We start from the raw sequence: 25,558 nt of genomic DNA, 5'->3' as shown, positions 1-25,558 counted from the left end.
TGTGCGTGTTGCGAAGAGGGTGTCGTCGGGGGCGGAGCCGGGGATCAGCGCGCCACCCCCGCGGGGACCGGAGTCGTGGTCGTCGGAGTGTGCGCTGCGCCTGGACGCGCGGTGCCGCGACGAGCGGTGAGCGCGGCGATCACCATCACGACGAGAGCGAGTGCGGTGATGCCGGCGCCGATCCAGATGGGGGAGGTGTATCCGAGGCCCGCGGCGATGCCGACGCCGCCGGCCCAGGCCCCGAGCGCGTTGCCCACGTTGAACGCGCCGATGTTCGCGCCGGATGCGAGCGTCGGGGCCGACGACGCGTATCCCATGATCCGGGACTGCAGCCCGGGCACGGTGCCGAATCCGAACCCGCCCATGAGGAAGAGAGCGACGACGGCGGCCGGACCGCTCGACGCGAAGAGCGCGAATCCGACGAGCACGACGATGAGGGCCGCGACGAAGACGATGAGCGTCACGTCGATGGATCGGTCCGCTGCCTTGCCACCGGCCCAGTTGCCGAGGAAGAGGCCCACGCCGAACAGCACGAGCAGCCACGGCACCATCGTGGAGGCGAAACCGCTGACCTCGGTGAGCGTGTAGGCGATGTAGGTGAACGCGCCGAACATGCCGCCGTACGCGAGCACGGTCACGACGAGCGAGAGCCACACCTGGCCGGAGCGGAAGGCGCCGAGCTCGTCGCGCAGGCGGGTGGGCGGGATGTCGTGCGTCGCCGGCACGAGCAGGGCGATCCCCACGAACGCGACGACCCCGATGATCGCGATCGCCGAGAACGTGGCGCGCCAGCCCAGCTGCTGGCCGAGGAAGGTGCCGAACGGGACGCCGAGCACGTTGGCCGCGGTGAGGCCGGTGAACATGATCGCGATCGCGCCCGCCTTCTTCGCGGCGGGGACGAGCGAGGCGGCCAGAACCGATCCGATGCCGAAGAACGCCCCGTGCGTGAGCGCGGCGATGATGCGGCCCACCATGGCGAGGCCGTAGCCCGGGGCGAGCGCGGTGACCGCGTTGCCGATGATGAAGAGCACGATGAGGCCGAGCAGCACGGGCTTGCGCGGAAGGCGAGTGGTGGCGGCGGTCAGGAACAGCGCGCCGACCACGACGCTCAGCGCGTAGCCGGAGATGAGCCATCCGGCGGCGGCCTCGGTGACGCCGAAGTCGGCGGCCACCTCGGGCAGCAGGCCCATGATGACGAATTCGGTGAGGCCGATTCCGAAGGCGCCGAGGGCGAGGGCGATCAGGCCGAGAGGCATGGGGGAACTCCTGATACAGTGAGATAGTTGCAGACGCGGGTTTTTGCGTCGGTGACCACAATACTTGCACGTGCAAATAGAAAGCGCAAGCAACTACTTTTGGAGGATCCATGGGCATCGCCGATGACGCCGTCGAGATCCGCGCCCGCGGATGGCGCACGATGGCCGCTCTGCACGCCATGATCGAGGCCGAGCTGGAGCGTGCGCTGTCGACCGAGGCAGGGCTCTCCGTGGTCGAGTACACCGTGCTGGAGGCGCTGAGCCGGCAGGACGGCTGGCACATGCGCATGCAGCAGCTGGCCCGTGCCGCAGCGCTCAGCCCGAGCGCGACCACCCGGTTGGTGAACCGGCTCGAGGACCGGGGGCTGCTCATCCGGATTCTCTGCGCCGACGACCGTCGCGGGATCTACACCGAGCTCACCCCGAGCGGGCAGAAGCTGTACGAGCGCGCACGTCCGGTGCATGACGAGACGCTGGAGCGGGTGCTCGCCGATGCGGCCGAGCAGCCGGAGCTGCTGCCGATGGTGGAAGCTCTGCACGACGTCGCGCGCGTCGGCTGACATACCTCCCGCGCCGTGCAGGGGCGGGTCTGTGGATAACTTCCGAGGCCGGCCCTCGGTTCCTGCGACGATGCGGGGGTGAGCCTGTCGACCGCTGCCGTCACCGAGAGGGTGCGCGCCCGGCTGCGTGCCGAGCGGACGGATCCTTCGGTCCATCCGGATGAGGCGCGGCGGATCGCCCAGTTCGAGGTGCGCCGTCACAACGATCAGGCGCTGGCTCGCGGCACGGCCACGATCGACGACGAGGCGGCGTGCGTGAGGGACATCCTCGCGGGGGTTGCCGGATACGGTCCGCTGCAGCCGCTGCTCGAGGATGACACGATCGAGGAGATCTGGCTGAACGGCCCCTCCCGCGTTTTCATCGCCCGAGAGGGGCGCAGTGAGCGTGTGCCGGTCACGCTGACCGAGGCGCAGCTGCGCGATGTCGTGGAGCGCATGCTGCACTCCACGGGCCGGCGTGTGGACATCGGGCAGCCGTTCGTGGATGCGTCCCTTCCGGATGGCTCCCGTCTGCACGTCGCGATCGCGGATGTGGTGCGGGGCTCGTGGGCGGTGAACATCAGGAAGTTCGTGCCGCGGTATCGGAGTCTGGAGTCGCTGGTCGCGCAGGGGATGGTGCCCACTCCGGTCGCGGCGATGCTCTCCGACGCCATGCGCGCAGGGCGCAGCGTCGTCGTATCGGGGCCGACGCATGCGGGTAAGACCACGCTGTTGGCGGCCCTGGTCGCCGAATGCGCCGAGCAGCGCGTGATCACGGTGGAGGAGACCTTCGAGCTGGGCGTGCAGGCACCGGATCTCGTGGCACTGCAGGGGCGTCAGGCGAGCCTCGAGGGAACGGGTGAGATCACGCTGCGCCGTCTCGTCAAAGAGGCGCTGCGCATGCGGCCGGATCGGCTCGTGGTCGGCGAGGTGCGCGATGCCGAAGCGCTCGACCTCGTGCTCGCGTTGAACACCGGCATCCCCGGTGCGGCGACGGTGCACGCGAACTCGGCGGCGGAGGCGTTGGACAAGCTGACCATGCTGCCGCTGCTCGCCGGCCGCAACATCGATCGCGCGTTCATCGCGCCGGCGCTCGCCGCATCGGTCGATCTCGTCGTGCACTGCCGTCGGGAGTCCGATGGAAGCCGGCTCGTCGCCGAGGTGATCGAGCCGCTCGGCGTCGATGTGGACGGGCGCATCACCCACCGGGTGCTGCATGCGGAGTCGGCCCGGTATTCCGGTTCGCGCATGGTCGCCGAGGGGGACGTCGCATGACGGTGCTGATGGGAGCGCTGCTCGCCGCGGGCATGGTTCTGGCGGCGTCACCGTGGCTGTGGCCCGCCGGGAGACGCGTGGTGCGCACTCCTCGCACCGGAGCGGCGACCCGGCTGCTGCGCGAGGCCGGTTTCCGCGCGGATGCGCGTGTGCTCGGGGTGAGCATGGTCGCGGGTGGTCTCGTCGCGGGTTCGGTGGCGTGGCTGACGACGGCGACCGCGGCGTTCGCGCTCGTGATCGCGGTGGCGGGGGCCGTGATACCGCTGGTGTTCCTGCGGTCGCGGCGACAGCGGCTGCTGCGGCTGCGGCGCGGACTGTGGCCCGATGTGTGCGATCTGCTGATCGCGTCGATCAGGGTCGGCATGCCGTTGCCCGACGCGGTCGCCGGCTTGGAGGAGGCTGCGCCTGCTCCGCTCCGCCCGGCGTTCGCCGCGTTCGCGCGCGATCTGCATGCGACGGGGCGGTTCGACGCGGCGGCGGTGAAGCTCAAGGAGGCGCTCGCGGATCCGGTCGGGGATCGGATCGTGGAGACGCTGCGCATGGCACGGGAGGTCGGCGGCACCGAGCTCAGCAGCGTGCTGCGGGCGCTCTCGAGCTCCGTGCGGGCGGAGGCCGCGCTGCGTGCCGAGGTGGAGGCGCGGCAGTCCTGGATTCGTGGCGCGGCCGTGCTCGGCGCGATCGCGCCGTGGGTGATCCTGGCCCTGCTCCTGCTGCGTCCCGAGGGAGTCGAGGCGTACTCCAGTCCCGAGGGCGTGGCGCTCATCCTGGGCGGCGCCGCAGTGTCGTTCGTCGCCTTCCGGGTCATGCTGCGCATCGGCCGGCTGCCGGAGCCGCGGAGATGGTTCCGATGAGCGCGCTGTCGGATGCCGCCGTCGCCGTGCTGCTCGGCGGGCTGCTGGCCGCGGGTCTGCTGCTCGTCCTGGCCGCCTTCCCGCGCTGGCGCTGGGCGAACCTCAGCACCCGCATCGCCCCGCACGTCCGCGATGTCACCGATCTCACGGATCCGGCCGAGCGCCTGCCGTGGCGGATGCCGGCCGGCGGATCCTGGGCCGCGCGTGTCAAGGGCGCGTTCGGATTGTTCGGCGGCGGCGACGCCGGGGTCGCTTTGCGGATGACGCAGGCGGGCTTGCCGGGCGGACCCGGCGCCTTCCGCAGTCGCCAGCTGGTCTGGGTTCTCGTCGGACTGGGCGTCGGTGCTGCGGCCACAGTCGCGCTCGTGATCGCCGGACGCATGTCCGCGCCGGTCGCGCTGCTGCCCGTACTCGCCGCGATCACGGCGGGCGTCGCCTGCGATGTACTGCTCGGCGCCCGGGCGAAGGCGCGCGTCGGGCGGCTCACCGAGGAGCTGCCGACGGTGCTGGAGTTCCTCGCCCTGTGTCTGTCCGCAGGGGAGGGCTTGCCGGATGCGCTGCGCCGGGTCGGGCAGGCCGGATCCGGCGAGCTCAGCGGGGAGCTGCGCGGCGTGATTCTCGCGGTGAACACCGGATCGTCTCTCGCCGATGCGCTCGGCGACTGCGCGCAGCGGCTGCAGATCCCCCCGCTGACACGCGCCGTGGATCAGATCATCGCCGCACTCGAGCGGGGAGCCCCGCTGGCGGCGGTGCTGCAGGCGCAGGCGTCGGACGCCCGCGAGGAGACCAAGCGCGGCCTGATCGAACAGGCCGGACGCAAGGAGATCCTCATGCTGCTCCCGCTGGTGTTCCTGATCCTGCCGCTCTCCGTCCTGTTCGCCGTGTTTCCCGGCGTGTTCATCCTGCGGCTCGGCATCGGCTGACCGCGCTTCCTGCTTCGGCCTCCACGAAAGGAACCCACATGTTCAGCGATCGCACCTCCGCTTGGCTCGAGCCGCCCCTCTTCGATGACCTCGACGATCCGGAACGTGGTGACGTCCCCGGATGGGTGCTGATCACGCTCATGACGGCCGGCTTGGTGGTGTTGATCTGGGCCGTCGCCGGACCCGCCCTCACCAACCTGTTCGAGCAGGCGATCGCGCGCGTGAGCGGACTCTGACCCGACCATGGGCGGCGTGCGGCGGCTGAGCGACGTGCTCGAAGACGACCGAGGGTCCAGCCCGGTCGAGTTCGTGCTCGTCGGTGCGCTGCTGACGGCGCTCACGCTCGGCGTGCTGCAGTTCGCATTGGCGGTCTACGTGCGCAACGTCGTGCACGACGCGGCTGTCGAGGGCGCGCACGTCGCGGCTCTCGCCGACACCGAGCCCGGCGAGGGCGTGCAGCGCACTGTGCTCGTGATCGGGCGTGCCGTCGGTGCCGACTACGCGAAGGACGTGACCGTGCACGAGACGGCCGCACTGGGCGTGCCGACCATGGAGATCACCGTGCGGACGACGCTGCCGCTCATCGGCCTGCTCGGGGTGCCGTCGGGGTTGGAGGTGACCGGCCGTGCTCCCGTGGAGTCGTTCACCGAGCGCTGATGTCCTCAGCGATCGGCCCGCCCCCGGCGGCGGGATGTCGGACGAGACCGGATCCGCAGCGCTCGAGTTCATCGGTCTCGGGGTGATCCTGCTGGTGCCGCTGGTCTATCTCGTGCTCGCGCTCGGCGCGATCCAGTCTCAGATGCTCGGCGTCGAGTCGGCGGCGCGGCACACGGCCCGCACGATGAGCGCGGTGATGGATGGTGCCGATGCGAGCGCCCGTGCCGACGCCGCGCTGCAGTCCGCGATCGAGGAGTACGGGATGGATCCGGCCACCGTCGACGTCGACATCCAGTGCGCGCCGCTCGGCGCGGAGTGTCCGTCGGCCGGTGCGACCGTCGTGGTCACGGTCACCGCGAAGGTCGCGCTTCCGTTCGTGCCGCCCGTGTTCGGACTCGATCGCGTCGGCAGCGTGCCGGTGCAGGCGTCTTCGGCGTACAAGGTCTCGCGCACCTGGACCGGCGGATGAGCGCGGCACAGAGCAGGTTCCGAGCCGCTCGATGCCGCGACTTCGGCGAACCACACACACCGCTGCTCGACGACGAGCGAGGAAGCACGATGCCGCTCATCCTCGGCTACCTCGTCCTCGCGATCGCGCTGATCTACGTGTGCGTGTGCGCGACGGATCTCTACATCGCGCAGAAGCGCCTGGACTCCGTGGCCGACGCCGCGGCGCTCGCCGGAGCCGACGGCTTCCGGGTGCAGATCGACGGCGAAGCGATCCGCGCCGAGCTCGACGACATGGAGATCGCCGACCAGGCGCGCGCCGTGATCGGGATCATCGACGACGGCACTGAGCTCGTCTCGGCCGGCAGCCCCGACGGGCTCTCGGCCCGCGTGACGGTGCGTGCGTCCTGGGCCCCTCCGCTGCTCAGCGACTTCGTGCCGAGGATGCTCACGATCCAGTCCACCGGCACCAGCCGCACCGCGCTCGAGTAGCGACCCTCAGCCGTCGGTCCGCACGCGATAGACCGTCAGCGCCCGCCGCACAGCCTTCACCCGCAGCACCTCGCTCGCCTCGCCGACCTCGCCGTCGCGGGTGATGCGCTCCGGCCCCTTCGGGAGGGTGATCTCGAGTTCGGGGGCCGCGACCTCGTGATACTGCTTCACCCGTTCCAGCTGACCGGTAAGTGTCGCGAGCAGGACCACGAAGCGCGACCAGCGGTTCGACACGTCGAGGATCCGGACGTCGAGCAGCCCGTCCTGGAGATCTTCGCGCGCACTCGGGGCGAACCCGTGCGGTTCGTACTGACCGTTGCCGATGAACAGCAGACTCGAATCCCGGGTCGTGCCGTCGACAGTGATGGAGACCGTGCGATCCTTCTTCATCGTCCGCCACCCGGCGACGAGCGCCGCCAACGGCTTCCCGATCCGCTTCTCCAGGCCCTCGCGGATGCGCACGAAGTCCGTGTAGGCACCTACGCTCGCCGTGTTGAGGAAGATCCTGTCGTTCAGGTAGGCGACGTCCACCTTGTCGGCGGTGCCCCGCCTGATCGCCTGGACTGTGCGTTTCGCCCGATCAGCGCCGATGGTCCGGGCGAAGTGGTTGAAGGTGCCGGCCGGGAACACCGCCAAGGGCACGCCCCTCTCGACGGCGGCATGCGCGGCCGCCGCCACGGTTCCGTCCCCGCCGGCGACGGCCAGCACGTCAGCCTTGGCCGCCGCTGCGCGCATCACCGCATCGACATCGTCGCTCTCTTTCAGCTCGACGATCCGCATCTCCGGCAGGACCCGACGGAGACTTCTGGAGAGCGTCGCGCCCCGCCCGCTGTGCGACGCAGGATTGACGACCAGGGTCACTCCTCGGCCGCGAGGGCGAGGCGGCAGTTGGTCGAGCTCTCGCGGTTCCGACACGGCAGGCGGCGGCACGGGAGGTACGAGACGACGTCCGATCGCCGCCACCGTGCTGCCCAGGACGAGCCCGGCAGCCACATCGGACGGGTAGTGCGCTCCCGTAGCGACGCGGGAGAAGCCGACGAGCCCGGCGAGCACGTGCAGCGGGACGCTCGCTACAGGGAGTTCGGCGGAGACACCCGCGGCGAAGGCCGCCGCACTCGCGGAATGCCCGCTGGGAAACGATGAGGAGAGCGGAGTCCTGCGGGAGAGCCTGCCGATCGGGACGAGCGCGCGGATCGGGCGCTCTCGGTGGTGCAGGCGTTTGGCGAGCTGGTTCGCGATGAGGCTCGTCGCGCCGAGAGTCACGACGCCGCGCAGCGCTCCGCGGCGGGCACGACTGCGGCCGGTCAGGTACAGCCCGCCGGCGATCAGGAGCCAGAGCGCGGCGTGGTCCGCCGCATTCGTGAGCCTCGGCATCCACCGGTCCATGACCGGGCTCGGTGTCGTCGCGACGGCGGAGAAGACGGCAGTGTCCAGGGCATGCACCTGCTCGCGGACCCCCGAGGCCGCGGCGCGGATCCCGCTCCTGTGCATTCTGCGTGCCATCGGGCACCTCCCTCGCTCTCCACGTTAGTGATGCGACGCGGAAGCGGAGGGCGGGCTGCGTCAGGGCGGAGGACGTGATAGGGGATCGGCCGTGCCGAGCGATGATCGTCTGCGGTGGGTCTACGGCGTTGTGCGCCGCGGCACGAACCGGGGGATCCAACGCAGGAACCCGACCGCGCCCAGCACGCCGATCGCGCCCATGGCTGCGGCGCCGATCGCGAGGGAGCTGATCGCCGCGATGCCCGAGAACAGTAGGGGAGCGATCGCCCCGCCGGCGTCGGTGAGCGTGCGCCAGGAGCCGAGGAACGCCGCCGGCTCCGACTGTGGAGCGACATCGGCCCCGAGGGTCAGCAGGATGCCGCTGGACAATCCGTTCCCCACGCCCAGCACGGCCGCGATCATGCCGAACCAGAGCACGTTCGTCGTCGTATCGTGCGTGAGCGAGAGCACGAGGAAGCCCGCGCCCATCAGCACCATCGCGGGCAGCGCCGCCCAGAGCCGGCCGAACCGGTCCATGACCTGACCGCTCGCGTAGAACAGGGCGAAGTCGATCGCGCCGGACACGCCGACCACCAGCGCGATCGAGGAGGCGTCCAGCCCGATCGAGACGCCCCACAGCGGCAGCACCACCTGGCGGGCGGAGCGCACGGCCGACAGACTCGCCGCGGCGAGTCCCAGGCGCCCCAGCACGCCGCGGTTGCGCCACATCGTGCGGAACACCCCCGCGCGCTCGATGGTGGGGATCGACCCGCTGACGGCTTCGCCGGTGTCCTCGACGGGGCTCCCGTGCTCCGCCGCGGACGACTGCGCCTGCGCCTCCGGATCCGGTCCGAACAGCACGAGCAGGATCAGTGCGACCAGCAGGACCGCGAAGAACCACAGCGCAGCGTTCTCGGTGTGGAACAGTGCGAGCAGCGCGGCCGCGAGGAATGGGCCCACGAACATCCCGGCGCGGAAGGATCCGCCGAGCAGCGAAAGCGCGCGGGCGCGGAACTCGACCGGCACCCGTGTGGTCATGAACGCGTGCCGGGCGAGCCCGAAGGCCGCCGCCGACATCCCGACCACGAACACCGCGACGGTGAACACGACAAGGCTCGGCGCCAGTGCCCCTGCGACCACGCCGATGAGGGAGAGGGCACCCGCGACCACCATCGTGACCCGCTCGCCGACCTTCGCGACCAGCCACCCCGCGGGGATGTTGCCGCACAGCTGGCCGACCACGAGCGCCGAGGCGATGAGGCCGGCGGAGGCGAGCGTCGCCCCACGGCTCGCGGCGATCACCGGGATGAGCGGCAGGACCGCGCCCTCGCCGAGCGAGAACAGCAGCGTCGGCAGGTACACCATCGGGCCGAACTTCCACAGCACAGCCGACGCTCGAACCATCACAGCTCCACGGTAGTCTGGTACCGCCATGCTCGAACTTGATCTCTCCGCCGAAATCGCGGCCCTCCGTCAGACCTTCGGCGACATCCGCGAGGTCGCCGACGTCGAGGGACTCCGCGCCGACATCGAACGCCTCAGTGAGGAAGCGGGCGCGCCCGACCTCTGGGACGATCCCGAGAAGGCGCAGAAGGTGACGAGCGCACTCAGCCACCGCCAGTCCGAGCTCAAGCGCGTCACCGAGGTCGAGCAGCGCCTCGACGACCTCGAGGTGCTCGTCGAACTCGCCAACGAGATGGAGGACGAGGACTCCGCCGCCGAGGCGCGCGCCGAACTCGCCTCGCTCACCGAGACCGTGAACCAGCTCGAGGTGCAGACCCTGCTGGACGGCGAGTACGACGAGCGCGCCGCGATCATCACGATCCGCTCCGGCGCCGGCGGCGACGACGCCACCGACTTCGCCGAGATGCTGCTGCGCATGTACCTGCGCTACGCCGAGCGCCACAAGTTCCCCGTCAAGGTCATGGACACGTCCTACGCCGAGGGGGCGGGCATCAAGTCCACGACGTTCGAGGTCGACGCCCCCTACGCGTTCGGCACGCTCTCGGTCGAGGCCGGCACGCACCGCCTCGCCCGGATCAGCCCATTCGGATCCGCCGACAAGCGCCAGACGTCCTTCGCGGCCGTCGAGGTCATCCCGCTCATGGAGGAGGCGACCGAGGTCGACATCCCCGAGGGCGACATCCGCGTCGACGTGTTCCGCTCGTCGGGACCCGGTGGCCAGTCGGTCAACACGACCGACTCCGCCGTGCGCATCACGCACCTCCCGACCGGCATCGTCGTCTCGATGCAGAACGAGAAGTCGCAGATCCAGAACCGCGCTGCCGCCATGCGCGTGCTGCAGACCCGCCTGCTGCTGCTGCAGAAGGAGGAGGAGGCGGCCAAGAAGAAGGAGCTCGCCGGCAACATCACCGCGAGCTGGGGCGACCAGATGCGCTCCTACTTCCTCTACGGCCAGCAGCTCGTGAAGGATCTGCGCACCGGCCACGAGTCCGGCAACCCCGCGACGGTGTTCGACGGCGACCTGGACGGCTTCATCTCCGCGGGGATCCGGTGGCGCAAGCGCAAGGACGACGACGACTGATCGTCCGTCGCCCGACGGCTCAGGGACTTTCCAGGGTGCCGCGGCCGTGATTGTCGTAGGGTGGTGACCCGATGACTGTGACACGGAGAATCCCGATGACTGTGACACGGAAGACGGCAGCCGGCTGCGCGATCGCGGCCCTGATCGTCCCGGTGGCGGCGACGGCGGCGTACGCCTTCTCGCCGGGAGCGCCCGCGCCCGCGGCGCACACGGTGTCGCTCGTCGTGGCCCCGCAGACCTACACGGTCGCCTCCGCAGCGCTGGAGCCCAGCGCGAGCCGAGCCAGCTTCGACGTGCTGTACACGCCGCCGGCACCGGTCGTCGCACCGGATCCGGCGCCCGCCGCCGCATCCGCGACCCCGGCGGCTGCGGCGCCGCAGAACTACTCCGGCGAGGCGATCGTCGCGTACGCCCAGACGTTCGTCGGCGTCGTGCCCTACGGCTGGGGCGCCGACCCGAGCGACTCCTTCGGCTGCGACGGACTCGTGCAGTACGTGTTCGGGCACTTCGGCGTCAGCCTGCCCCGCGGCGCCGACAACCAGGCTGCGCTCGGCACCGTGATCTCGGCCGACGAGGCGCGAGCGGGCGACCTGGTCTGGTGGCCCGGACGGCACATCGGCATCTGGGACGGCGCCGGCGGCATCATCGACTCGCCCGACTGGGGTCGCTACGTCGAGCACCACGCCCCGTGGGCGAGCTCCGGTCCGCCGATCTTCATCCGGCTCTGAACGCGAGCTCCTGGTGGCCGCCCCGCCGACGGCAGTAGAATCGAAGGCTCTCCAGGGCGGCAGAGGAGGTGCGCGGGATGAGCGAGACCAGGGCATGGCGTGCGGTCGGCGTGACGGCAGCGGGGCTGGCGCTGCTCGGTGCGATCGTGACGTTCCTCGCATTCGTCATCGGCAACGAGCCGTCCTGACGATCCCAGCCACCTCATAGCGGGGAACCCGCCGCGGTGGGGTGTCGCTCGCGGACTGGGCGCGCCGCCCGCTTAGGCTCGATTCGCCATGATCCGATTCGAGAACGTCACCAAGCGCTATCGCGGCACCAAGCGTCCCGCGCTCTCCGGGGTCGATTTCGAGGTGCAGCGAGGCGAGTTCGTCTTCCTCGTCGGCGCGTCGGGATCCGGGAAGAGCTCCTGTCTCCAGCTGATCCTCCGCGAGGAGTCGCCCACGTCCGGCCGCGTCGCCGTGCTCGGACGCGACCTGAAGTCCATCGCGAACCGCAAGGTCCCCTATTTCCGGCGCAGCATCGGATCCGTCTTCCAGGACTTCCGCCTGCTGCCCTCCAAGACCGTCTACCAGAACGTCGCATTCACGCTCCAGGTGACCGGCGCCTCCCGCGGCTTCATCCAGCAGGCGGTGCCCGAGGCGCTGGCCCTCGTCGGCCTGAGCGGCAAGGAGAAGCGCCTGCCGCACGAGCTGTCCGGAGGCGAGCAGCAGCGCGTGGCCATCGCCCGCGCCATCGTGAACCGTCCGCAGATCGTGCTCGCCGACGAGCCGACCGGAAACCTCGACCCTGGGACCTCAGTCGACATCATGCAGCTGCTCGCACGGATCAACGCCGGCGGCACCACCGTGGTCATGGCCACGCACGAGGCCGCTTTCGTCGACCAGATGCAGCGCCGCGTGATCGAGCTGCGCGACGGTGAGATGGTGCGCGACGAGGTCGGCGGCGGGTACGGCGACACCTCGAACGTGCCGCGCCTGACGCCCGAGGCGATCCGCGGGGCCGCGGCCACGGCCGCACTGCAGACCGTGCGCGAGGTGCACCGCGAGACCGAGGCCGCGATCGTGGATCCGGTTCCGGCCCCCTCCGCGGCCCGCGACGAGACTCCCGCCTCGGCGTCCGCGCCTCAGCAGCCGACGGTCAAACCGTCGGACGATGCGCGGCCTGCGACGCGCCCCATCACCGTGCCGACCGTCGACCTCGCCGAACTCGGGGTCGCCGACCGGCTCGGACTCGATACCGGCGACGACGAGGAAGTGGGCCCGACGTCATGAGGTTCGGACTCATCCTCGGCGAGGCGCTCACGGGCCTGCGCCGCAACGCCTCCATGGTCATCTCGGTCGTGCTGGTCACCTTCGTCTCGCTCACCTTCGTGGGCGCTGCGATCCTGATGCAGGCGCAGATCGGCACGATGCGCGCGTACTGGCAGGACCGAGCCCAGGTCGCGATCTACATGTGCTCGTCAGTGTCGACGTCGCCGGGCTGCATCGGCGGCACCGCGACCGAGGACCAGATCAAGGCCGTGCAGGCCGAGCTCGACGGTGACACGCTCAAGCCGCTCATCGCCAAGAGCAGCTTCCAGACCGCGGACGAGGCCTACCAGGAGACCCTGAAGCTCGTCGGCAAGGACTACGCCGGTGTGCTCACCGCCGACCAGGTCAACGCGGTGTTCAAGGTGAACCTGAAGGACCAGACTCAGTCCGCCGTCATCGCCGAGGCCTTCAGCGGCATCAAGGGCGTGGACGAGGTGAAGGATCAGCTGGAGTATCTGGATCCGCTCTTCAATGCGCTCACCGTCGCGACGTACATCGCCGTCGGGATCGCCGTGCTGATGCTCATCGCCGCCGTGCTGCTGATCGGCACGACGATCCGGTTGTCGGCGTATGCGAGACGGCGGGAGATCGGGATCATGCGGCTCGTCGGCGCCTCGAACAGGTTCATCCAGACGCCGTTCGTGCTCGAGGGCGTGTTCGCCGCGGTCATCGGATCGGTGCTCGCGAGCGCCGCCGTGCTGCTGGGCGTGCACTTCGGCGTGCAGGAGTACCTCACGAAGCGGGTGGCCTTCATCACGACCTGGGTCGGGTGGCAGGACGCACTGCTCGTGGTTCCGGTGCTCATCGGCATCGGAGTGATCCTCGCCGCGCTCAGCGCCGGGTTCGCGATACGTCGCTGGCTGCGAGCCTGATAGGCTGACAGGCTGCCGTGCGCCCGCACGGCACAGATCCAGGAGACAACCATGCCCAGGGAACGCGGGGAGAAGGTCATCGCGACCAATCGTCGCGCACGTCACGACTACAACCTCGAGAAGTCGTACGAGGCGGGACTCGTGCTCACCGGCACCGAGGTGAAGTCGCTGCGCCAGGGACGTGCGAACCTGACGGACGGCTATGCGTTCATCAAGGGCAACGAGGCGTTCCTCGACGCCGTGCACATCCCGGAGTACTCGCAGGGGCACTGGACGAACCACTCGGCCAAGCGGATCCGCAAGCTCCTGCTGCACAAGGAGGAGATCGCGAAGCTCTCGCACGCCGTCTCCGCGGGCGGTTACACATTGATCCCGCTGCGACTGTACTTCTCCGACGGACGCGCCAAGGTCGAGATCGCCCTCGCCAAGGGCAAGCGCGAGTACGACAAGCGGCAGGCCCTGCGCGAGCGTCAGGACACTCGCGAGGCGGAGCGCGCGATGCGCAGCCGCAACCGCCTGGGGGAATAGCCGGCCGCGCGGCGGGCGACGCCGGTTCCTACGGCACCGGGTCGAACCCGAACACGCCGCCCAGGAACCTCAGCTCCGCCTCGGCGGCGGCGGCGATCGTGTCCGCCTGCCGGAAGCCGTGCCCCTCGCCCTCGAACAGCACGTACTCGTGCGGCACTCCGCGGGCGGCGAGTGCGTCGCGGATCGCCTCGGATTGCGAAGGCGGCACGACCGCGTCTTCCGAGCCCTGCAGGATCAGCACCGGCACGTCGATGCGATCCGCGTGCGTGAGCGGGGAACGGTCGATGTAGGTCTGCTCCGCCTCCGGCAGCGGGCCGACAAGACCGTCGAGGTAGTAGCGCTCGAAGTCGTGCGTCTCCTCGGCCAGAAGCCGCAGATCCACGACGCCGTACCGGTCGAGGCCGGCGGCGAACACCCCTCCGCGCACCAGGGCCGACAGCACCGTCCATCCGCCGGCGGAACCCCCGCGGATCGCGATGCGGGCCGGATCCGCGATGCCCGCGTCGGCGAGGCCCTGCGCGGCAGCCAGCACATCGTCCACGTCGACGACGCCCCACTGGCCGTCGAGCCGCTCTCGGTACGCGCGCCCGTACCCGGTCGAGCCGCCGTAGTTCACCTCGAGCACGCCGATGCCGCGGCTCGTGAAGTACGTGATCCAGCCCGCCTGCGCGCCGGACGTGTGGGCGGTGGGTCCGCCGTGCACGTGCACGACGTAGGGCGGCAGCGCGCGCGGATCCGCGTCGACATCGGGGTTCGCCGGGGCGTGGTCGAACGCGTGCACGGGGCCGTGCGGCCCGTCGAAGGTCACGGGACGCGCCCCGGGGACCCAGGCCGGATCCACGGGGTCTCCGCCGCGGATCGCGTGCACGGTGCCTGCATCGACGTCCAACTCCCACAGGCCGGGTGCGACCTGCGCGCCCTGTCCGGCGACCAGCGCGCGGGAACCGAGGGAGTCCTCCAGGCTCAGGTCGCCGCTGAACGGCACGTCGAGCTCGCGGAGGAGCGTGCCGTCGGCATCGAGCAGCACGAGCGCATCGGATCCGTTCGTGCGGACGGCGAGGATCCTGCCGTCATCGAGCACCCGGAACCAGCGCTGCCCGAGCACCCACAGGCCGCCGCCGGTGTCGGCGTCGACGAAGGGCGAGTCCTCCCTGATGGCGGGAGGCGTCCGGATCGGGGGCGCCGGCTGCACGGGGATCCGCGCGCGGTGAAGATTCCAGCGACCGCTCGCATCGTCGGCGAACAGCACCTCGTCGTCGGAGAGCCACTCGGGCTGCAGCGCGGCGCGCGCGGGAATCGCCGAGCGGGCTCCCGTCGCGAGGTCCACCGCGAAGGCGATCGCGCGCTCCCACGGCATCTCGCGCTCGTCCCAGGCGACGAACGCGAGCCGCGCACCGTCGGGGGAGAGCGCCGGGTGCGCGAAGAAGCCGTTGCCGCTGAGGACCGTGGTGACGGCCGCGTCGTCGTCCGCCGCGGATCCGTCCAGCGGGATCTCCACGATCGCGCGCTGGTGCGGGTCGGGGCGCAGGTCCTCGCGCACCGCGAACAGGCGGCCCTGCTGCACCAGGAGCCCTCCGTAGCGCGGGCCTGCCGCGGTCAGCGGCACAGGCGCCGTCGCGCCGAGATCCAGGCGGTGCACACGCTGGTCCTCGCCGTCGACGAAGAGCAGGGTTCCGTCCTCGGCCACCGTCCACGCGCCGCCGCCGTATTCGTGCACGCGCGAACGGGCGTTCCACGGCGCGCGCAGCACCTCGTGCACGGCGCCAGCGGCGTCCCGGTGCATCACACGCATCCGTCCGCGCTCCTGCGGCACCGACTCGCTCCACCAGATCCCGCCCGCGGCGTACCGGGCGCCGTCGATCTTCGTGCCGGCGACGGCGAGGCCGGCGGCGGACAGCGGAGAGGGCCAGGATCCGTGCGGAGTGCTCATGACCCGAGCCTAGAAGAGCGCGAGCCGACACATGGTGAAACACAGCATGCGTCGCATCGCGGCGCCGCCTAGCGTGGGGTGACCGCCCCGACCCTGGAGAGAGATGTCCTTCGACGCGCCGCCGTTCGCCCCCGCAGGGGTCGCTCAGCCGCGCGTGCCGCTCTCCTTCGAGCTGTATCCGCCGCGCACTACCGCCCCGATCGAGGCGCTGCACGAGACGATCCAGCAGCTGGCCACGGCCGCGCCGAGGTTCATCTCCGTGACCTACGGCGCCGGCGGGTCCGTCGGGGGACGTTCGCTCGACGTGCTGCGCTACATCCGCGAGCACACCTCGGTCGAGCCGCTCGCGCATCTCACCTGCGTCGGCAACACGTATGCCGGAGCCTCGCGGCTGATCCGGGAGTTCCTCGACGCTGGGATCCTCAGTTTCCTCGCCCTGCGCGGCGACCCGCCGCTCGACGAGAGCGAGCCGTTCCTCGGGGATCTGGAGAGCTCGGCGCAGCTCGTGCAGCTCATCGACCGGGCGCAGGCCGAGCGCGCGCCGTACCAGGAGCGACCGATCCCCGGCGTTCCGCGAGCCGTGCAGGTGACGCCGCGACGCAAGGTGAGCATCGCCGTGGCCGCCTACCCCAACGGGCATCCGCGTTCGACCTATCGCAACCAGGACATCGACGCGCTGCTGGCCAAGCAGGCCGCGGGGGCGACCCTCGCGATCACGCAGCTGTTCTTCCACCCCGACGACTACTTCGCGTTCGTGGAGCGCGCACGTCGCGCCGGGGTCACGATCCCGATCCTGCCGGGCATCATGCCGATCACCTCGCCCGCGCGCCTGCGCCGTGTGCTGGAGCTCAGCGGCGAGGAGCTTCCCGCCGAACTGTCCATCGCCCTCGAGGTCGAGCCGACGGCCGAGGGCCGCACCGAGATCGGCGTCGCGCATGCGGTGTCGCTCGTGCGAGAGCTGGTGGACGGCGGCGCGCCGGGCGTGCACCTGTACGCGTTCAACCAGCACCGCACCGTGCTGGATGTGCTCGAGGGGGCCGGCGTGCTGCCCGAGCGCAGCGCCGTCTCTCCGCAGGGCGTCCCGCAGTTCGCAGATTCCCGCGGCGCGCACTAGGCCGCTTCCTTCCCCCTTCCGTCAGAGAGGACCGTCATGACCGCATTCCCCGAGGGCACCATCCTGGGCTACCCGCGCATCGGCCGCCGCCGTGAGCTCAAGAAGGCCGTCGAGGCGTTCTGGGCCGGACGGATCGATGAGGCCGAGCTCGAGCGCACCACCGCTGAGCTGCGCGCGACGACGCGCGAGCGCCTCGCCGAGCAGGGCCTGGGTCGCGCCGACTCGGCGATCCCCGAGTCCTTCTCGTACTACGACCAGGTGCTCGATGCCGCCGTCACCGTGGGCGCGATCCCCGCTCGTTTCGAAGACCTTCGGTCCGCCGACGGCACGATCGGCCTGCCGGCGTACTTCACCATCGCCCGCGGCGAGGGAGAGCGTGCGCCGCTCGAGATGACCAAGTGGTTCGACACGAACTACCACTACCTCGTACCCGAGATCGGACCGGACACCGCCTTCTCGCTCTCCAGCGACCGCATCGTGCGTCAGGTGCAGGAAGCGGCGCAGGCCGGCTTCCGCACCCGCCCCGTGATCGTCGGCCCCGTCACCTTCCTCGCGCTCGCCAAGGCGGCTGACGAGGCCCCGGAGGGCTTCGACCCGCTGTCCCGCCTGGACGACCTGGTCCCGGTCTACGCCGAGCTGCTCGGTGCGCTCAAGGCCGCCGGTGCCGAGTGGGTGCAGCTGGACGAGCCCGCCCTGGTGAGCGAGTCGCTGCCGTCGTCCGTCGCCGAACTCGGCGCCGCCGCCTCGCGCGCCTACGCGGTTCTCGGCGGCCTCGTCGAGCGTCCGGCGATCTTCGTCGCCGCGCCCTACGCCGCGCTCGACGCGAACCTCGCCGTCCTCGCCGCGGCTCCGATCGAGGCCATCGGTCTCGACCTCGTGCGCGGCACCGTGCCCGCCGCTGTTCCGGGACTCGCCGACAAGGTTCTGGTCGGAGGCGTGATCGACGGGCACAACATCTGGCGGGGCGACCTGGCCGCAGCCTTCGACACGCTCGAGGCACTGCGCGACCTCGGTGCGGCTGGTGTGTCCGCGTCGACCTCCACGTCGCTGCAGCACGTGCCGCACGACGTCGAGGACGAGTCGAAGCTCGACGCCCGCCTGGTGAACTGGCTCGCCTTCGCCGACCAGAAGGTCGCGCAGGTCACCACCCTCGCGAAGGGACTCTCCGAGGGTCGCGCCGCGATCGCCGTGGAGCTCGACGCCGCCTCCGCCGCTCTGACCGACCGGCTCGGCGCGCCCGGCGTGCGCGTGGACGCCGTCCGTGCCCGCACCGCCGCACTGACCGCCACGGACTTCGACCGCGGCGACTACGACGCCCGGGTGGCTGCGCAGTCCATCGCGCTCGATCTGCCCGCGCTTCCGCTCACCACGATCGGGTCCTTCCCGCAGACCGGCGAGATCCGCCGCGCCCGCGCGCAGTTCACCAAGGGCGAGATCACGGCGGATGAGTACGACGGCTTCCTCCGCGAGGAGATCGGCCGCGTCGTGACGCTGCAGGAGGAACTGGGCCTGGACGTGCTCGTGCACGGCGAGCCCGAGCGCAACGACATGGTGCAGTACTTCGCCGAGAACCTCGACGGCTTCGACGTCACCGAGAACGGCTGGGTGCAGTCCTACGGATCCCGTGCCACCCGCCCGTCGATCCTCTGGGGCGATGTCTCGCGGCCGGCCCCGATCACGGTCGAGTGGTCGCAGTACGCGCAGTCGCTCACGGCGAAGCCCATGAAGGGGATGCTGACGGGTCCGGTGACGATCCTGGCCTGGTCGTTCGTCCGCGACGACCAGCCGCTCGCCGAGACCGCCAACCAGGTGGCTCTTGCGCTGCGCGACGAGATCGCGGACCTGGAGGCCGCCGGCATCGGCGTCATCCAGGTCGACGAGCCGGCGCTGCGCGAGCTCCTGCCTCTCAAGCAGGCCGACCAGCCCGCGTACCTGGACTGGTCCGTCGCCTCCTTCCGCCTCTCCACCGCGGGCGCCGAGACGGCCACGCAGGTGCACACCCACCTCTGCTACTCGGAGTTCGGCGTCGTCATCGACGCGATCAAGGCGCTGGACGCCGACGTGACCTCGATCGAGGCCGCGCGCAGCCGCATGGAGGTCGTCACCGACATCGCTGCGTCGGGCTTCGACCACGGCATCGGACCGGGCGTCTACGACATCCACTCGCCGCGCATCCCCGACGCGTCCGAGGTGGAGACGCTCCTGCGCCGTGCCGTCGAGGAGATCCCCACGCGGCAGCTCTGGGTCAACCCGGACTGCGGTCTGAAGACCCGCGGCTACGAGGAGACCAACGCCTCGCTGCGCAACATCGTCGAGGCCACCCGCCGCGTCCGCGAGGACGTGTCGGTCGCGGTCTGACCTTCCCGCACCGGGCGTCTTCATCGAGGCCCCCTCGCAGCACCGAGGCCCCCTCCCAGATACGGATCTGAGAGGGGGCCTCGGTACGCAGAGGGGGCTTCGACGTGGAAGGGGCGGGAATCAGACCGCGCGCAGCACCGCCACGACCTTGCCGAGCACCGTCGCATCGTCGCCGAGGATCGGTTCGAATGCGCTGTTGCGGGGGAGCAGCCACACGTGGCCGTCGCGACGGCGGAACGTCTTCACCGTGGCTTCGCCGTCGAGCATCGCGGCGACGATCTCGCCGTTCTCCGCCGTGCCCTGAGAGCGCACGACGACCCAGTCGCCGTCGCAGATGGCCGCGTCGATCATCGACTCGCCAGAGACCTTCAGCATGAACAGATCGCCCTTGCCGACGAGCTGACGGGGGAGCGGGAAGATCTCCTCGACCTGCTGCTCGGCGGTGATCGGCACACCGGCGGCGATCCGGCCCACGAGGGGCACGAGTGCCGCGTCGCCGACGGACGGGGCCGTATCGGCGGGATTCTCGGTGGATGTGCCGGGAAGGTCGATCAGGACCTCCATGGCCCGGGTCTTGCCGGCATCGCGACGCAGATAGCCGCTGAGCTCGAGCTGGCCGAGCTGATGCGTCACGCTGCTGAGGGACTTGAGGCCGACGGCGTCGCCGATCTCGCGCATGCTCGGCGGGTAGCCGTGCCGCGCGATCGAGGTCTGGATGACCTCGAGGATCGCCATCTGCTTCGCACTGAGGCTCTTGCGGCGCCGTGTCCGCGGGGCCTCGGGGCCGGGGGCCGCACCGTCGCTCATGCCATCTCCTTCGTGTGCGTCGTGCCCTCGCGGATCGGTGGGATCGGCATGGATTCGCGGGCGGCGATTCGAATGTCGGTGGTCCGTGATGGGGTCTTCGTATCGAAACCGTATCCGAGATCGGGCCGGAATCGATAGATCTGTTCGAGCGTGTCGGCAAGTCTTCGGAACTGATATTCGAAGAAGGCTTGACAGATGTTCGAACTCGAAAGTAGTTTCGGTACGTAGGTTCGCCTCTCCAGAGGCCCGGATTCGAAGATTCTCATCAGAGGATGCGGATCCGGGGAGAGGCGGACCGACACAGACACTGAGGAGAAGCACCATGAGCAGCATCACCTTCGCCGGTCAGGTACCCGCCACGCGACTGCGGATCACCGCACGCGGCCGGCGCGTGCTCGCGGCGCTGGTCGCGCTCCCGGTGTCCGGAACGATCGCGTTCGCGGCGCTGAGCAGCGGATCCGCGCTCGCCTCCGGGGAGCAGACGACGGGCAACACCTTCGCGACCGTCACGGTGCAGCCCGGCGACACCCTGTGGTCGATCGCGGGCGAGATCGCGCCGAATGCCGACCCGCGCGACGTGGTCGCCGAGATCTCGAAGCTGAACCTCGTCGACGGAGGTGTGATCGAGGTCGGACAACACCTGGCGATCCCGGCACGGTACGGATCGACCGGGCGCTGATCCCGTACTTCGGCGTCGCTCAGCAACCGTACTTCGGCGTCGCTCAGCAACCGCGGTCATCTGTGCCACGCACCACAGCGCGGCCGCCTAGCATGGCAGGGTGACTGTCTCGCTCGACGACTTACCCCTTCGCGACGATCTCCGTGGGCTGCGGCCCTACGGCGCCCCGCAGGCTCCGCTGCCCGTGGCGCTGAACGTGAACGAGAACACGCATCCGGTGCCGGAGCAGGTCGCGAGCGACATCCTCGACGACATCGCCGTGGCGCTGCGTGACGTCAACCGCTATCCGGATCGTGAGTTCACAGAGCTCCGTGAGGCGTTCGCCGGCTACCTCGGCCATGACCTCACCGCCGCGAACATCTGGGCCGGTAACGGCTCGAACGAGGTGCTGCAGCACATCCTGCAGGCGTTCGCCGGTCCCGGTCGCACCGTGTTCGGGTTCGCCCCGACCTATTCCATGTACCCGCTGCTCACTCAGGGCACGGGGGCTTTCTGGATCGCCGGTACCCGCCACCCCGACTACGAGCTCACCGTCGACGAGGCGGTGGCACAGGTCAGGGAGCACGACCCCGACGTCATCCTGCTGTGCGCGCCGAACAACCCCACCGGCACTCCGCTCCGGCTCGACGTGATCGAGGCGGTGTACGAGGCGGCGCGCGGCATCGTGATCGTGGACGAGGCCTACCAGGAGTTCGCCCCGAAGGATTCGCCGTCGGCGCTGACGCTGCTGCAGGGACGTCCGCGGCTCGCCGTCTCCCGCACCATGAGCAAGGCCTTCGCCTTCGCCGGAGCGCGGGTCGGCTACCTCGCGGCGGATCCGGCATTCATCGACGCACTGCGTCTCGTGCGCCTGCCGTACCACCTGAGTGCCCTCACCCAGGCGGCGGCGGTCGCGGCCCTGCGCAATGCGCCGATCATGCTCGCGATGGTCGACGAGATCGTCGCGCAGCGCGATCGGATCTCGGCCACGCTCGAGGCCCTCGGCTACACGCCGCACCCGTCCTGGTCGAACTTCGTGCTGTTCGGCGGCGTCGCGGACCCGGCGGCAACGTGGCGCGCTCTGTATGACAAGGGCGTGCTGATCCGCGATGTCGGCATCCCGAACCACCTGCGCGTCACGGCCGGCACCGAGGCCGAGACCACCGCATTCCTGGACGCCCTCGCCTCGATAGGATCGGCCTCATGACCGCTGAGACCCCTGCTGCGGCCCGGACCGCGCGTCGCACCCGCTCCACGTCCGAGTCGACGATCGAGCTCGAGCTCAACCTCGACGGCACGGGTCAGAGCCACATCGACACCTCGGTCCCGTTCTTCGACCACCTGCTGACGGCGTTCGCCAAGCACTCGCTGACGGATCTGACTGTGCGCGCCTCGGGCGACATCCACATCGATGCGCACCACACGGTGGAGGACGTCGCGATCGTGCTCGGTCAGGCGATCCGCGAGGCGCTGGGCGACAAGAGCGGCATCTCCCGCTATGGTGACGCTCTCGTGCCCCTCGACGAAGCGCTCGTGCAGGCGGTCGTCGACATCTCGGGTCGGCCCTATCTCGTTCACGAGGGCGAGCCGGCGGGCTACGAGCACCACCTGATCGGCGGCCACTTCACGGGATCCCTCGTCCGTCACGTCTTCGAAGCGATCGCGTACAACGCGGCGCTCACCGTGCACGTGCGCGTGATCAGCGGTCGCGACCCGCACCACATCGCCGAAGCCGAGTTCAAGGCGTTCGCGCGCGCGTTCCGTCAGGCCAAGTCGCTGGACCCGCTGGTGCTCGGCGTGCCCTCCACCAAGGGCGCGTTGTGACCGCCCAGGCAGAGGGTCGCCGTCCGACCGTCGCGGTCTTCGACTACGGATCCGGCAATGTGCACTCCGCCGTGAAGGCGCTGATCCGCGCCGGCGCGGACGCGGAGCTCACCGGCGATCGCACCGCGGCGCTCGAGGCCGACGGGCTCGTCGTCCCGGGCGTCGGCGCGTTCGCGGCCGTCCGCGAGGCGCTGGCCGCGCACGGCGGTGACGAGATCATCGAACGGCGCCTGGCCGGCGGTCGTCCTGTTCTGGGCATCTGCGTGGGCATGCAGGTGCTGTTCGCCGGCGGTGTCGAGCGCGGCGCCGAGGTCGACGGCCTCGGGGAGTGGCCCGGCATCGTCACCGAGCTGGACGCGCCGGTGCTGCCGCACATGGGCTGGAACACCGTGGAGCCCGACCCGGACAGCGTCCTGTTCCGGGGGATCGAGCACGAACGCTTCTACTTCGTGCACTCGTTCGCCGCGCAGACGTGGGAGCTCGACGTCATGCCGCCGTTCCCGCAGCCGCGGCTCACCTGGGCCGAGCATGGCTCGCGATTCCTCGCCGCGGTCGAGAACGGACCGCTGTCCGCGACCCAGTTCCACCCGGAGAAGTCCGGCGAGGCCGGCATCCAGCTGCTGCGCAACTGGATCTCCACGCTCTGACCCCCTCCTCGGAGTGTGACGGCGGGGGATTGGTGCCCCGCACGCACCCGGACTACTCTCTTCTCGTGCCGCGCCCGAAGAGCGCAGCGCACCGTGACCCGAAGGACGACATGAACGAGTTCGCGCAGTCCCCCTCCCTGACCCTGCTCCCGGCGGTGGACGTCGCCGGCGGCCAGGCCGTGCGCCTGACGCAGGGCGAGGCCGGAAGCGAGACCAACTACGGCGATCCGCTCGATGCCGCCGCCGAGTGGGTGGACCAGGGCGCCGAGTGGATCCACCTCGTCGACCTCGATGCCGCGTTCGGCCGCGGCAGCAACACGGCGATCCTGCGCCGCGTGATCAAGCAGTTCCGCAGCGTCAACGTGGAGCTCTCCGGCGGGATCCGCGACGACGCGAGCCTCGAGGCGGCGCTGGAGTCGGGCGCGTCACGTATCAATCTCGGCACCGCGGCGCTGGAGAACCCCGAGTGGGCCGCCGACGTCATCGCGCGCTATGGTGATGCCGTGGCAGTGGGCCTGGACGTGCGCGGCACGACACTTGCCGCCCGTGGCTGGACCAAGGAGGGCGGAGACCTCTGGACGGTGCTCGACCGCCTCGAGGACGCCGGCTGCAGCCGCTACGTCGTCACCGACGTCACCAAGGACGGCACGCTCAAGGGGCCGAACCTCGACCTGCTCCGCGAGATCACCGCGCGCACCCCGAAGCCCGTGGTGGCATCCGGCGGTATCGCGAACCTCGATGACATCGCCGCGCTCCGCGAGCTCGTGCCGCTCGGCGTCGAGGGCGCGATCGTCGGCAAGGCGCTGTACGCCGGCGCGTTCACCCTGGCCGAGGCGCTGGATGTCGCCGGATCCTGACGGTGCCGTGTCTGGTGCGGCCGGATGCGATCACGATCACGGCGCGCATCCCAACACGGGCGACTCCGCAGGAGTTCCCTGGGCGGGGCGTTCGTTCGAGGAGAACACCCGCGCGGGCGATGACGGCTCTGCGGACCCGGCTCTCTGGGACGCGCTGACCCGGTTCCGCGCCGGTGCCGGGTCGCAGGCCGAGGTCGTCGACGCGTTCCGCGCCGCGCGCGTGCTCGTGCCGCTCGTCGCGGAGAAGGGCGAGGAGGGCGTGGCACCGTCGGGCCTGACGGTGGACAAGACCCAGGAGCTCTCGCTCGTCACCGTCGCCGCGCCCGACGGACGCACGGTGCAGCCGGCGTTCACGAGCGTCGACACGATGCGCGCGTGGGATCCGATCGCGCGCCCCATCCCCGTCGAGGCCGCCCGCGTGGCGCTGTCCGCCTCTTCGGGGGACGCGGAGCTCATCGTGCTGGACCCCGGATCCGAGACCGAGTTCGTGCTGCGCCGTCCCGCGGTGTGGGCGATCGCGCAGGGGCAGCAGTGGGAGCCGAGCTTCCTCTCGCCCGAGGTCTACGCGGGCCTTCTGGAGAGCGTCGGCAGCGAGCTCGCTGTGATCGATGTCGCCGTCTCCGCAGGCGACCCGGACGCGCGCCTGCGCGGCCCGGAGCTCGTCGTCACGCTCGAGCTCGTCGAGGGACTGGACCGGGAGACGCTCGATGCGGTGCTCGCGCGTCTCGCTCAGCGCTGGGCCGCAGACGACCGCATCGCCGTGCTCGTCGACTCGCTCACGGTGAAGCTGCGCGCCAGCGTCTGAGGGTGCGGGCGAGCCCGGTCAGTTGACCGGGCCGGTCCACTTCTCGCCGGGCCCCTGCCCGATCGGATCCGGGATGACGGACGCCTCTCGGAACGCGAGCTGCACGGAGCGCAGCCCGTCGCGCAGCGAGCGTGCGTGCATGTCGCTGATCTCGGGGGCGGCGGCCGTGATGAGGCCGGCCAGGGCGTTGATGAGCTTGCGGGCCTCGTCCAGATCCTTCTGCGTCTCGGGGTCATCGGCCAGGCCGACCTTGACCGCGGCGGCGCTGAGCAGATGCACGGCAGCGGTGGTGATCACCTCGACGGCGGCGACGTCGGCGATGTCCCGGGCGGCGCCCGTCGCGGTGTCATCCAGCGTGGAGGTGGAGGGGGAGACGTGCTCGTGGCCGTCGGGCGCGGGAGTGCTCACAGTGCCGGCTTTCCGAAGGTCTTGCCTTCTGATAGACTTCTGCGGGCTCCGGGGCTTATGTCCCGGCACGAAAGAGGATTCACTTCCCACCCGCGCTTGCCGCTCAAGGCTACCGGGTCCAGCACTCCGCCGATTCACATCGGTAGCCGCCGTGCAGCGACAGCTGTGCAGCGGGTCAGGGTGTCGCCGGCGTCTGACTGCCGGCGGGTGGGACGATTCTGATTTCGCCCGTGATCCGTCCGGA

General features: G+C 70.5%; 28 protein-coding genes. 21 read left to right on the top strand and 7 right to left on the bottom strand.

The annotated features are described in order from the left end of the window. Window positions 1-44: 44 nt before the first annotated feature. Window positions 45-1,256: an MFS transporter gene (locus tag ACTJI8_RS16360; RefSeq protein WP_440734492.1), complete on the bottom strand. Its 1,212-nt coding sequence runs from the start codon at window positions 1,254-1,256 to the stop codon at window positions 45-47. A gap of 110 nt (window positions 1,257-1,366) precedes the next feature. Between ACTJI8_RS16360 and ACTJI8_RS16355 the strand changes: the two genes are divergently transcribed. From ACTJI8_RS16355 to ACTJI8_RS16320, 8 genes are all read left to right on the top strand, one after another. Continuing rightward, window positions 1,367-1,816 (top strand): MarR family winged helix-turn-helix transcriptional regulator, encoded by a 450-nt coding sequence (locus ACTJI8_RS16355; protein WP_440734491.1) that lies wholly within the window; start codon window positions 1,367-1,369, stop codon window positions 1,814-1,816. A 78-nt stretch (window positions 1,817-1,894) separates the two neighbouring features. Next, window positions 1,895-3,070, top strand: coding sequence for a CpaF family protein (locus tag ACTJI8_RS16350; RefSeq protein ID WP_440734490.1), 1,176 nt, complete (start codon window positions 1,895-1,897; stop codon window positions 3,068-3,070). Then, on the top strand, window positions 3,067-3,921 hold the full coding sequence (locus tag ACTJI8_RS16345) for a type II secretion system F family protein (protein WP_440734489.1): 855 nt from the start codon (window positions 3,067-3,069) through the stop codon (window positions 3,919-3,921). The genes ACTJI8_RS16350 and ACTJI8_RS16345 overlap by 4 nt, the downstream gene beginning before the upstream one ends. Continuing rightward, window positions 3,918-4,844 carry a type II secretion system F family protein gene (locus ACTJI8_RS16340; protein WP_440734488.1) on the top strand — a complete coding sequence of 309 codons (927 nt, stop codon included), beginning with the start codon at window positions 3,918-3,920 and terminating at the stop codon, window positions 4,842-4,844. The genes ACTJI8_RS16345 and ACTJI8_RS16340 overlap by 4 nt, the downstream gene beginning before the upstream one ends. A gap of 38 nt (window positions 4,845-4,882) precedes the next feature. Then, window positions 4,883-5,080, top strand: coding sequence for a hypothetical protein (locus ACTJI8_RS16335; RefSeq protein WP_440734487.1), 198 nt, complete (start codon window positions 4,883-4,885; stop codon window positions 5,078-5,080). Between the two features lie 7 nt (window positions 5,081-5,087). Continuing rightward, on the top strand, window positions 5,088-5,501 hold the full coding sequence (locus ACTJI8_RS16330; RefSeq protein ID WP_440734486.1) for a TadE family protein: 414 nt from the start codon (window positions 5,088-5,090) through the stop codon (window positions 5,499-5,501). A gap of 34 nt (window positions 5,502-5,535) precedes the next feature. Beyond that, entirely contained in the window at window positions 5,536-5,970 is a 435-nt protein-coding gene (locus ACTJI8_RS16325) for a TadE family protein (protein ID WP_440734485.1), read from the top strand. 89 nt (window positions 5,971-6,059) lie between these two features. Continuing rightward, the gene (locus tag ACTJI8_RS16320; RefSeq protein ID WP_440734484.1) at window positions 6,060-6,440 is read left to right on the top strand and encodes a hypothetical protein; all 381 of its coding nucleotides are present in this window, start codon (window positions 6,060-6,062) and stop codon (window positions 6,438-6,440) included. Window positions 6,441-6,446: 6 nt separating this feature from the next. Here ACTJI8_RS16320 and ACTJI8_RS16315 read toward each other — a convergent pair whose 3' ends face one another. Both ACTJI8_RS16315 and ACTJI8_RS16310 read right to left on the bottom strand, forming a co-directional pair. Further along, window positions 6,447-7,943: a bifunctional phosphatase PAP2/diacylglycerol kinase family protein gene (locus ACTJI8_RS16315; RefSeq protein WP_440734483.1), complete on the bottom strand. Its 1,497-nt coding sequence runs from the start codon at window positions 7,941-7,943 to the stop codon at window positions 6,447-6,449. 120 nt (window positions 7,944-8,063) lie between these two features. Continuing rightward, the gene (locus ACTJI8_RS16310) at window positions 8,064-9,326 is read right to left on the bottom strand and encodes an MFS transporter (RefSeq protein WP_440734734.1); all 1,263 of its coding nucleotides are present in this window, start codon (window positions 9,324-9,326) and stop codon (window positions 8,064-8,066) included. Window positions 9,327-9,354: 28 nt separating this feature from the next. Between ACTJI8_RS16310 and prfB the strand changes: the two genes are divergently transcribed. From prfB to smpB, 5 genes are all read left to right on the top strand, one after another. Next, on the top strand, window positions 9,355-10,467 hold the full coding sequence (gene prfB / locus ACTJI8_RS16305; RefSeq protein WP_440734482.1) for a peptide chain release factor 2: 1,113 nt from the start codon (window positions 9,355-9,357) through the stop codon (window positions 10,465-10,467). 95 nt (window positions 10,468-10,562) lie between these two features. After that, complete coding sequence (locus tag ACTJI8_RS16300; RefSeq protein ID WP_440734481.1) at window positions 10,563-11,195, top strand: C40 family peptidase; 633 nt, start codon at window positions 10,563-10,565, stop codon at window positions 11,193-11,195. Between the two features lie 276 nt (window positions 11,196-11,471). Next, window positions 11,472-12,467 (top strand): cell division ATP-binding protein FtsE, encoded by a 996-nt coding sequence (ftsE, locus tag ACTJI8_RS16295; protein ID WP_440734480.1) that lies wholly within the window; start codon window positions 11,472-11,474, stop codon window positions 12,465-12,467. Then, complete coding sequence (gene ftsX / locus ACTJI8_RS16290) at window positions 12,464-13,378, top strand: permease-like cell division protein FtsX (protein ID WP_440734479.1); 915 nt, start codon at window positions 12,464-12,466, stop codon at window positions 13,376-13,378. The genes ftsE and ftsX overlap by 4 nt, the downstream gene beginning before the upstream one ends. A 51-nt stretch (window positions 13,379-13,429) precedes the next feature. Next, window positions 13,430-13,906 (top strand): SsrA-binding protein SmpB, encoded by a 477-nt coding sequence (smpB, locus tag ACTJI8_RS16285; protein WP_045272294.1) that lies wholly within the window; start codon window positions 13,430-13,432, stop codon window positions 13,904-13,906. Between the two features lie 28 nt (window positions 13,907-13,934). Here smpB and ACTJI8_RS16280 read toward each other — a convergent pair whose 3' ends face one another. After that, complete coding sequence (locus tag ACTJI8_RS16280) at window positions 13,935-15,836, bottom strand: prolyl oligopeptidase family serine peptidase (RefSeq protein WP_440734478.1); 1,902 nt, start codon at window positions 15,834-15,836, stop codon at window positions 13,935-13,937. A gap of 103 nt (window positions 15,837-15,939) precedes the next feature. Between ACTJI8_RS16280 and ACTJI8_RS16275 the strand changes: the two genes are divergently transcribed. After that, window positions 15,940-16,950: a methylenetetrahydrofolate reductase gene (locus ACTJI8_RS16275; RefSeq protein WP_440734477.1), complete on the top strand. Its 1,011-nt coding sequence runs from the start codon at window positions 15,940-15,942 to the stop codon at window positions 16,948-16,950. A gap of 36 nt (window positions 16,951-16,986) precedes the next feature. Next, window positions 16,987-19,308 (top strand): 5-methyltetrahydropteroyltriglutamate--homocysteine S-methyltransferase, encoded by a 2,322-nt coding sequence (gene metE, locus ACTJI8_RS16270; protein WP_440734476.1) that lies wholly within the window; start codon window positions 16,987-16,989, stop codon window positions 19,306-19,308. Between the two features lie 120 nt (window positions 19,309-19,428). Here the strand turns inward: metE and lexA are convergent, their stop codons facing one another. Beyond that, entirely contained in the window at window positions 19,429-20,115 is a 687-nt protein-coding gene (gene lexA, locus ACTJI8_RS16265; RefSeq protein ID WP_440734475.1) for a transcriptional repressor LexA, read from the bottom strand. Further along, on the bottom strand, window positions 20,112-20,381 hold the full coding sequence (locus tag ACTJI8_RS16260; RefSeq protein WP_440734474.1) for a hypothetical protein: 270 nt from the start codon (window positions 20,379-20,381) through the stop codon (window positions 20,112-20,114). The genes lexA and ACTJI8_RS16260 overlap by 4 nt, the downstream gene beginning before the upstream one ends. 56 nt (window positions 20,382-20,437) lie before the next feature. On the opposite strand from ACTJI8_RS16260, the gene ACTJI8_RS16255 reads away from it, so the two are divergent. From ACTJI8_RS16255 to ACTJI8_RS16230, 6 genes are all read left to right on the top strand, one after another. Next, window positions 20,438-20,794, top strand: coding sequence for a LysM peptidoglycan-binding domain-containing protein (locus ACTJI8_RS16255; protein ID WP_440734473.1), 357 nt, complete (start codon window positions 20,438-20,440; stop codon window positions 20,792-20,794). Window positions 20,795-20,894: 100 nt separating this feature from the next. Beyond that, window positions 20,895-21,980: a histidinol-phosphate transaminase gene (locus tag ACTJI8_RS16250; RefSeq protein ID WP_440734472.1), complete on the top strand. Its 1,086-nt coding sequence runs from the start codon at window positions 20,895-20,897 to the stop codon at window positions 21,978-21,980. Beyond that, window positions 21,977-22,597: an imidazoleglycerol-phosphate dehydratase HisB gene (gene hisB / locus ACTJI8_RS16245; protein ID WP_440734471.1), complete on the top strand. Its 621-nt coding sequence runs from the start codon at window positions 21,977-21,979 to the stop codon at window positions 22,595-22,597. The genes ACTJI8_RS16250 and hisB overlap by 4 nt, the downstream gene beginning before the upstream one ends. After that, window positions 22,594-23,244, top strand: a complete 651-nt coding sequence (gene hisH, locus ACTJI8_RS16240; RefSeq protein WP_440734470.1) for an imidazole glycerol phosphate synthase subunit HisH — start codon at window positions 22,594-22,596, stop codon at window positions 23,242-23,244. Before hisB ends, hisH begins: the two co-directional genes overlap by 4 nt. Before the next feature lie 110 nt (window positions 23,245-23,354). Next, window positions 23,355-24,101, top strand: a complete 747-nt coding sequence (gene priA / locus ACTJI8_RS16235; protein ID WP_440734733.1) for a bifunctional 1-(5-phosphoribosyl)-5-((5-phosphoribosylamino)methylideneamino)imidazole-4-carboxamide isomerase/phosphoribosylanthranilate isomerase PriA — start codon at window positions 23,355-23,357, stop codon at window positions 24,099-24,101. After that, on the top strand, window positions 24,085-24,906 hold the full coding sequence (locus ACTJI8_RS16230) for an SseB family protein (protein WP_440734469.1): 822 nt from the start codon (window positions 24,085-24,087) through the stop codon (window positions 24,904-24,906). Before priA ends, ACTJI8_RS16230 begins: the two co-directional genes overlap by 17 nt. A gap of 18 nt (window positions 24,907-24,924) precedes the next feature. On the opposite strand, the gene ACTJI8_RS16225 is transcribed toward ACTJI8_RS16230, so the two are convergent. Next, entirely contained in the window at window positions 24,925-25,260 is a 336-nt protein-coding gene (locus tag ACTJI8_RS16225) for a DUF1844 domain-containing protein (protein WP_440734732.1), read from the bottom strand. Between the last annotated feature and the right edge of the window lie 298 nt (window positions 25,261-25,558).

This window comes from Microbacterium sp. 22303 (genome assembly GCF_052045265.1).
Lineage (GTDB): Bacteria > Actinomycetota > Actinomycetes > Actinomycetales > Microbacteriaceae > Microbacterium.
This window is presented reverse-complemented; position numbering and strand designations above follow the sequence as displayed.

Coding starts and splice junctions, on each gene's coding strand:
- smpB (WP_045272294.1), top strand. CDS start 13,430: ATGCCCAGGGAACGCGGGGAGAAGGTCATCGCGACCAATCGTCGCGCA.
- ACTJI8_RS16280 (WP_440734478.1), bottom strand. CDS start 15,836: ATGAGCACTCCGCACGGATCCTGGCCCTCTCCGCTGTCCGCCGCCGGC.
- priA (WP_440734733.1), top strand. CDS start 23,355: ATGAACGAGTTCGCGCAGTCCCCCTCCCTGACCCTGCTCCCGGCGGTG.
- ftsE (WP_440734480.1), top strand. CDS start 11,472: ATGATCCGATTCGAGAACGTCACCAAGCGCTATCGCGGCACCAAGCGT.
- ACTJI8_RS16355 (WP_440734491.1), top strand. CDS start 1,367: ATGGGCATCGCCGATGACGCCGTCGAGATCCGCGCCCGCGGATGGCGC.
- ACTJI8_RS16325 (WP_440734485.1), top strand. CDS start 5,536: ATGTCGGACGAGACCGGATCCGCAGCGCTCGAGTTCATCGGTCTCGGG.
- metE (WP_440734476.1), top strand. CDS start 16,987: ATGACCGCATTCCCCGAGGGCACCATCCTGGGCTACCCGCGCATCGGC.
- hisB (WP_440734471.1), top strand. CDS start 21,977: ATGACCGCTGAGACCCCTGCTGCGGCCCGGACCGCGCGTCGCACCCGC.
- ACTJI8_RS16300 (WP_440734481.1), top strand. CDS start 10,563: ATGACTGTGACACGGAAGACGGCAGCCGGCTGCGCGATCGCGGCCCTG.
- ACTJI8_RS16310 (WP_440734734.1), bottom strand. CDS start 9,326: ATGGTTCGAGCGTCGGCTGTGCTGTGGAAGTTCGGCCCGATGGTGTAC.
- ACTJI8_RS16230 (WP_440734469.1), top strand. CDS start 24,085: ATGTCGCCGGATCCTGACGGTGCCGTGTCTGGTGCGGCCGGATGCGAT.
- ACTJI8_RS16345 (WP_440734489.1), top strand. CDS start 3,067: ATGACGGTGCTGATGGGAGCGCTGCTCGCCGCGGGCATGGTTCTGGCG.
- lexA (WP_440734475.1), bottom strand. CDS start 20,115: ATGAGCGACGGTGCGGCCCCCGGCCCCGAGGCCCCGCGGACACGGCGC.
- ACTJI8_RS16330 (WP_440734486.1), top strand. CDS start 5,088: ATGGGCGGCGTGCGGCGGCTGAGCGACGTGCTCGAAGACGACCGAGGG.
- ACTJI8_RS16260 (WP_440734474.1), bottom strand. CDS start 20,381: ATGAGAATCTTCGAATCCGGGCCTCTGGAGAGGCGAACCTACGTACCG.
- ACTJI8_RS16335 (WP_440734487.1), top strand. CDS start 4,883: ATGTTCAGCGATCGCACCTCCGCTTGGCTCGAGCCGCCCCTCTTCGAT.
- ACTJI8_RS16275 (WP_440734477.1), top strand. CDS start 15,940: ATGTCCTTCGACGCGCCGCCGTTCGCCCCCGCAGGGGTCGCTCAGCCG.
- ftsX (WP_440734479.1), top strand. CDS start 12,464: ATGAGGTTCGGACTCATCCTCGGCGAGGCGCTCACGGGCCTGCGCCGC.
- ACTJI8_RS16255 (WP_440734473.1), top strand. CDS start 20,438: ATGAGCAGCATCACCTTCGCCGGTCAGGTACCCGCCACGCGACTGCGG.
- ACTJI8_RS16320 (WP_440734484.1), top strand. CDS start 6,060: ATGCCGCTCATCCTCGGCTACCTCGTCCTCGCGATCGCGCTGATCTAC.
- ACTJI8_RS16360 (WP_440734492.1), bottom strand. CDS start 1,256: ATGCCTCTCGGCCTGATCGCCCTCGCCCTCGGCGCCTTCGGAATCGGC.
- ACTJI8_RS16315 (WP_440734483.1), bottom strand. CDS start 7,943: ATGGCACGCAGAATGCACAGGAGCGGGATCCGCGCCGCGGCCTCGGGG.
- prfB (WP_440734482.1), top strand. CDS start 9,355: ATGCTCGAACTTGATCTCTCCGCCGAAATCGCGGCCCTCCGTCAGACC.
- ACTJI8_RS16340 (WP_440734488.1), top strand. CDS start 3,918: ATGAGCGCGCTGTCGGATGCCGCCGTCGCCGTGCTGCTCGGCGGGCTG.